Annotated in this window: 5 protein-coding genes and 1 pseudogene; all 6 read left to right on the top strand. The window is 42.2% G+C overall.

Going from position 1 to position 6,084, the window contains the following annotated elements:
* Positions 1-134, top strand: a pseudogene (locus QZ055_RS02285) (pyroglutamyl-peptidase I); the annotation flags it as partial.
* A gap of 133 nt (positions 135-267) precedes the next feature.
* Entirely contained in the window at positions 268-1,596 is a 1,329-nt protein-coding gene (locus QZ055_RS02280) for an S-layer homology domain-containing protein (RefSeq protein WP_295824379.1), read from the top strand.
* Between the two features lie 303 nt (positions 1,597-1,899).
* Positions 1,900-3,015, top strand: coding sequence for a glutathione S-transferase C-terminal domain-containing protein (locus tag QZ055_RS02275; RefSeq protein ID WP_295218732.1), 1,116 nt, complete (start codon positions 1,900-1,902; stop codon positions 3,013-3,015).
* A gap of 19 nt (positions 3,016-3,034) precedes the next feature.
* Positions 3,035-4,477: an MmgE/PrpD family protein gene (locus tag QZ055_RS02270; protein ID WP_295824377.1), complete on the top strand. Its 1,443-nt coding sequence runs from the start codon at positions 3,035-3,037 to the stop codon at positions 4,475-4,477.
* A complete protein-coding gene (locus tag QZ055_RS02265) occupies positions 4,470-5,309 on the top strand; it encodes a transporter substrate-binding domain-containing protein (protein ID WP_287499695.1) in 840 nt (279 codons plus the stop codon). Before QZ055_RS02270 ends, QZ055_RS02265 begins: the two co-directional genes overlap by 8 nt.
* Before the next feature lie 55 nt (positions 5,310-5,364).
* Positions 5,365-6,081 (top strand): amino acid ABC transporter permease, encoded by a 717-nt coding sequence (locus QZ055_RS02260; protein WP_295824374.1) that lies wholly within the window; start codon positions 5,365-5,367, stop codon positions 6,079-6,081.
* The last annotated feature ends 3 nt before the right edge of the window (positions 6,082-6,084 follow it).

Genomic DNA, 6,084 nt, shown 5'->3' with positions numbered 1-6,084 from the left:
TGGTGGATAAACCAAATCAACCAAGTATGGCTGTTGAAACTGTACGTGCCACATTGGAAACAATCGTTCACGTATTAGCTCATGGTGAAAGCTACAAGGCACAAGATATTAACTATACAACACCTCACGAATAAAAATCTTATAAATAGTGCTTATTTAATATACATAATAGATTTTATTCTAGGTATAGAATTGTTTACGTATAATACAAAATAAAATTAATATATGAGATATTGTGTGATATCTATATGAGAGAAGGTCTTTTTGATGAATAAAAAGTTGGTAGCAAGTTTAGTTTCCTGTATGGTATTGGGTTCTGTAAGTGTGTATGCAGCTAATCCATTTTCCGATGTAGATGCTTCTAGTTGGGCGTATCAATCTGTTGAGCAATTAGCAAATGCAGGTATTATTAATGGATACCCTGATGGAACTTTCAAAGGCAGCAATCCTATTACGCGTTACGAAATGGCTCAAATGGTGGCTAAAGCGATGGCTAACCAAGATAAAGCCAATGCGGAACAACAAGCGATGATTAATAGATTGGCCGATGAGTTCGGTTCTGAACTCAACACATTAGGTGTACGAGTAGCAAAATTAGAAAATCAAGTAGGGAATGTAAAGGTAACTGGTAACTATCGTTTGCGTTACCGTGGCAGCGAATTGAAAAATGATACCTATGCGTATGGTAAACATTCTTCCTTTGATTATCGTGCTCGTGTAATCTTTAATGCTAAAGTTAACGATAAAACTGATGCTGTTGTACGTATTCAAGGCTCTAGTGAACTCGGCAATAGCAACGCAACACAAGGCAAAATTAATCTTGCCTATGTAGATCATCATTTTGGGAAAGATACAACCTTGCGCGTAGGTCGTCAACTCTATACACCAGGCCTAGGCCTTATGTATGATGATCTCGTTGATGGTGCTCGCCTCATGTACAAACATGGCAAGCTCGATGTTTCTGCTAGTTATGGTTACTGGTTGGGCGGTGCTCCTACATACCAAACTAGAGAAAATACAGTTACTGCAGCTATGGTTGAAGTTAAGGGTAAACTTAATAAACATGTTACTCTTGGTGGTATGTATGGTCGCTTCCATGATGGTAAATTGTACCAAGGCCAAGATGTGGATGCGTTGACAGGAAAACAAGTTAAATCCTTCATTGATTCTCCATACAAAAATATTTGGGGTCTCAACACGAATATGAACTTTAACCGTTGGAATGTATTCGGCGAATGGCTTACAGCTCCAGGCGTTTCTGATTCTCATGCTTGGATGGCTAGCCTTGGCTATGGTAACTATGACATTAAGAAAGCTCATACTTATAGCGTACGCGGTCAATACTACTACCAAGAAGGGAACTCCCCAATCTTCAGTAGTGCCTTTGCGCCTGCCTATAGCTTCTACAATCAACATTATGTAGATAATAAGGGCGTAGCTCATGTACGTAATGGTTTCAAAGGCTTCGTGGCGAATGTAAACTATGTACCATTCCAAAACGTATCTATCGGTGCTTACTATGGCTTCGGCAATAAAGACATGGACGGTAATAAATTAGGTGATTACTGGCGTACAGATGTAAACTTCATGTTCTAATATATGTTGTTTGCCTAACACATAATGGTTATATAGTACATGATAGTTATATAACTAATCATGTTTATATAACACATAATCTAAATAAAGCTCGAGTTATATCTAGAAAGGATATGGCTCGGGCTTTTTTGTTTTTAATAATCATTATAAATTTTAAATACCTACTATTGACATAGGTATTTAAATAATATATTATAAATACATAATCATATTAAGTTAGTAGGAATAAGTGAGGGATATCACAGTAGCTTTCAAAATAAGAATTGTAAGGCCAATAGAGATGACCTCCATAAGGAGTATAGAATGAGTGAACACGTAGATGTAAGCAACATCAAGGATCCTAGTATCGCGGCAGCTCGAAAAGAGGTTGAGTTCCAACGTGCTATGAATCCTTGTCCCATCGATTTTTCTGAGTTTCAATCTAGTAACCCTCGTTCTCAAGGGGAACAAAAGGAGTATGAAGGTAAAGATGCTTCGAATTTTAACCGTCGTCAAAAATATTCTGATAGCGAAGAACCTCAATTCACAACACCTTTTGGCAGTGAACCAGGGCTTTTACCTGTAGAAAAAGACCGTTATCGTCTTGTATGGTCTAAACATTGCCCTTGGGCTCACCGTATTGCCATTGCCATCGATTTGCTTGGCTTAGATACGGTAATCTCTAAAGGCACGGTTGATCCATTGCGTCCAGCAGGGGTTATTGCAGACTGGTTCTTTACCCTTGATAAAGATGAAAAAGATCCAGTACTAGGCATTCACTCCTTAGGTGAAGCGTACCGCAAAGGTGACCCTAACTACGACGCACGTTCCACAGTACCAGCTATCGTAGATGTTACAACTGGTGCGGTAGTAAACAACGATTACCATGCGTTGACTACAGAATTAGCATTGGGATTTAAAGATTTCATCTCTCCTGATGCTCCAGATATTTACCCAGAAGAATTGCGTGCCGATATCGATGCATTGAACGTTATCATCTACGCTGACTTTAACTTGGCGGTAAACTTGGCAGCTCTCGTAACAAACCAAAAAGATTACGAATACTACTATGACCGTATCTTTGCTCGCTTAGACTGGCTCGAAGAACGCCTTAGCAAGCAACGTTACTTGATGGGCGATACGATTACAGATCCAGACATTCGTATCTTCCCAACATTGGCACGCTTTGACCTTGTGTTCTACCAAAAATACTTGGTTAACAAGAAACGCCTCGTAGACTATCCAAACCTTTGGAACTACGCAAAGGACTTGTACTCCAATCCAGCATTCGGTGGTACAACAGACTTCGACTCTATGCGTAAACGTTTCTACTACGTAGACCATACGCCATTTGAAGATCTACCACGCCTCGTTCCAAAAGGTCCAGACGATTCCATTTGGTTAGAACCAAATGACCGTGCTGAGAAATTTGGTAAATAAATAGCTCAAAGGAGGGCCCATGGATTCTGTAACGCAGACGATTGTGAACTACATAGAACAAACGGATGTATCGAACCGTGAGGACCTCCTGTCAGTGGCTCGCATTGCTTTTCTAGATTATCTGGCATCCCTAGCGCCAGCTGAGTCGAAGCAAGCTGTCCACGATTTGGCTTGCTTCATAGGGACTAATCAGGATAGAACTGTCAATGCAGATGGTCATGAAGGGAATTTAACCGTTAAAGGAACCGACAAGGCTCTGTATTATGGTTTCGCTTCGCATTATCTAGATTTTGATGATGCCCAGGCAAATTTGGCGGGGCACTTCAGTACTGTTTTATATTCTGCTCTATTAGCAGTGCTCGAGCCCACCGATAGGTGGTACGATTTCCTTCGTGCTTATATCATTGGTGCCGAGCTAGAGGGGATTATTGGTTCCCTCATCAATCCTGCCCATCGGACCCAAGGATGGCATTCTACGGGGACCGTTGGTGTTATTGGGGTGGCGGCCGCTATAGGCGCTTTGCGAGGCCTTCATGGTGAAAGCTTGGCTCAGCTCCTGTCTCTGGCTGCTACTCAATCGGCGGGCATGTTCTTTCAAAGTGGTACAGATGGTAAGCCGCTCCATGCGGGACTAGCAGCAGGCAATGGTGTGTGGGCTTACGAACTGTTGCAACATACATCACTTCAAACAAGTACAAAACCGTTTGACCCTAAACGGGGTTGGTTTAAAACAATCGGTAACATTACTGTTACATCAAATGACATCGCTAGCCGTTGGTTAGCTCCAGGGCAACTCATTGATCCTGGTTTATGGATGAAAGTCCACCCTTATTGCTCGGCAGCCATTTGTGGCGCTGAAGCAGCTGAAACCGTGGCACATAGTATATATACTACATCTTCTTCGTATGTGTCTAAGCACTACAACGTTTCACCAGATGCAGAGGAACAAGGTAAACGTAGACTATGTGCCACCCTCGTTTCTTCCCTTTGGGATGATATAGATAGAGTTACTGTACACTTCCCACCTGGTGCTGATGCGGCATTGCGCTATACATCGCCAACAACAGGTCGAGAAGGTCAGTTTTCTATAGAGTACATCGTTTACCAAGTCCTCGCCTATGGGGCGGTACAGGATGAACTATTTAAGATAGATACCATAGACCAATCAGTGCAAGACTATATGTCGCGTATAGAACGGGTCTATGATTTGCCGAAGGTATCCCAAACAGAGCGGATTACAAAAGTAACCGTTACCTTGAAAAATGGAGAAACTTTCACAGAAACGGTGAACAGTCCGAAAGGATCGCCGAATAATCCTCTTACATTAGAGGATATACGCATTAAGCTTGGCCTCACCTTGAAGGCTGATCAAATAGATAGAATAATGGCGGCTTTTACCCGTACCGATGAGGTAGAGCCATTCTTGCAAACATTGCGAAAAGAAGGAGTTTTACATGTTTAATACAAAGAAATTGACGAAATTATTCGCCATTGGCGCATTGGCACTAGGCGTGCTCGTGGTAGCTGGATGTGGTGACGATACATCTAAAGAAACAAAGGTAAATCCAGATGCCAAAGTAGTTAACGTAGCTACACGCGGTACAGTTCGCCCCTATTCCTACACAGATGATAACGGCAACCTTACAGGTTTTGACGTAGAGTTGTTGAAAGAAATTGAACGTCGTAATCCAGACCTTCACTTCAACTTCAAGCCGATGGCCGTTGATGCTGCCTTCGTAGCGATGGATGCAGGTCAAGTGGATATGATTGCGAACCAAATGCGTCGTAACCCAACTCGTGAAGCAAAATACTACTACACAAATGAGGTTAACAACTACTCTACTCGTAAATTAGTGGTGAAAAATGACCGTAATGACATTTCTAAACTAGATGATTTGAAAGGTAAAAAAATCGCCGTTACTACATCGTCTGAGTTCAACGAATTAGTAAAACAATTCAACGAAACAGCTAATCCACCAATCGACATTATCTACACAGATAAAGCAGGTGCTGAAACATTGAACCTCGTTGCTACCGGTCGTGCCGATGCAGCAGGTGAGTACGAATACGTAATTAACTCTGCTATTAAGGACCGTGGCTTACCACTCAAAGCCGTAGGCGATGTATTGGCAGTAGTACCAACATACTTCTTGTCTAAACGAACAGACGATATGAAACAAGTAAATGAAAAAATCGATAAAACGATGAAAGAAATGCGTGCTGATGGTACGTTGAAAAAACTTTCTGAACAATATCTTGGTGGGGATTACACATTCGATCCAACACAAAAATAACGAATAGGCCGCCTTGGCGGCCTTATTCTATTATGTATAGAAACGAGGTGCTACTGTGGGCAAGTATTTTGATGTGTCCTACATGATCCAAGCGTTTCCACAGCTCTTGAATTATGTTCACGTAACGGTGCTCATCACCGTTATTTCTGCCATCTTAGGTGTTATATTGGGCTCTATTATAGCCATCATTCGCCTCAAAAAGGTGCCAGTATTAAACCAATTATTTATCGTATTTATCTCCTTTATGCGGGGCACGCCATTCTTGGTACAACTATTCCTCATTTACTTTGGGGTACCAGAAATCATGTCCCATATGGGTCTTAACATGAAAAATGTGCCGGGCCTCGTATTCGTGTATGCCGTGTTTACATTGCATATTGCGGCGTATAGTGCTGAAATCATGCGCTCCAGTATTGATGCGGTGGCGCCTGGTGAAAAGGAAGCCGCTAAAAGCCTTGGTATGACCGAGTTCCAATGCTATGTGCGCATCATCTTGCCACAGGCTTTCACCATGAGCATTCCACCGTTGACAAACCTTGTTATCGGCATGTTGAAAGGAACGGCGCTGATCTTTAACGTCGGCGTTGTCGATATGATGCGTAAGGCGGACCTCATGGGTGGCAATAGCCAGCGTTATCTTGAATTATTCGTCGATGCGGCCATCATTTATGGCATTTTAATTATCATCGTGTCCCTTTTGGGCCGATTGCTTGAAAAACGTTTTACCGTTGCGGGCAAGGAAACGCAACGCATTTTGATCAGTGAGGAGTAGGGG

This window comes from uncultured Veillonella sp. (assembly GCF_905209685.1).
In the GTDB taxonomy this organism is placed as follows: domain Bacteria; phylum Bacillota; class Negativicutes; order Veillonellales; family Veillonellaceae; genus Veillonella.
Note: the sequence above shows the minus strand (reverse complement) of the source record. Positions and strands in the feature narration are given on the sequence as shown.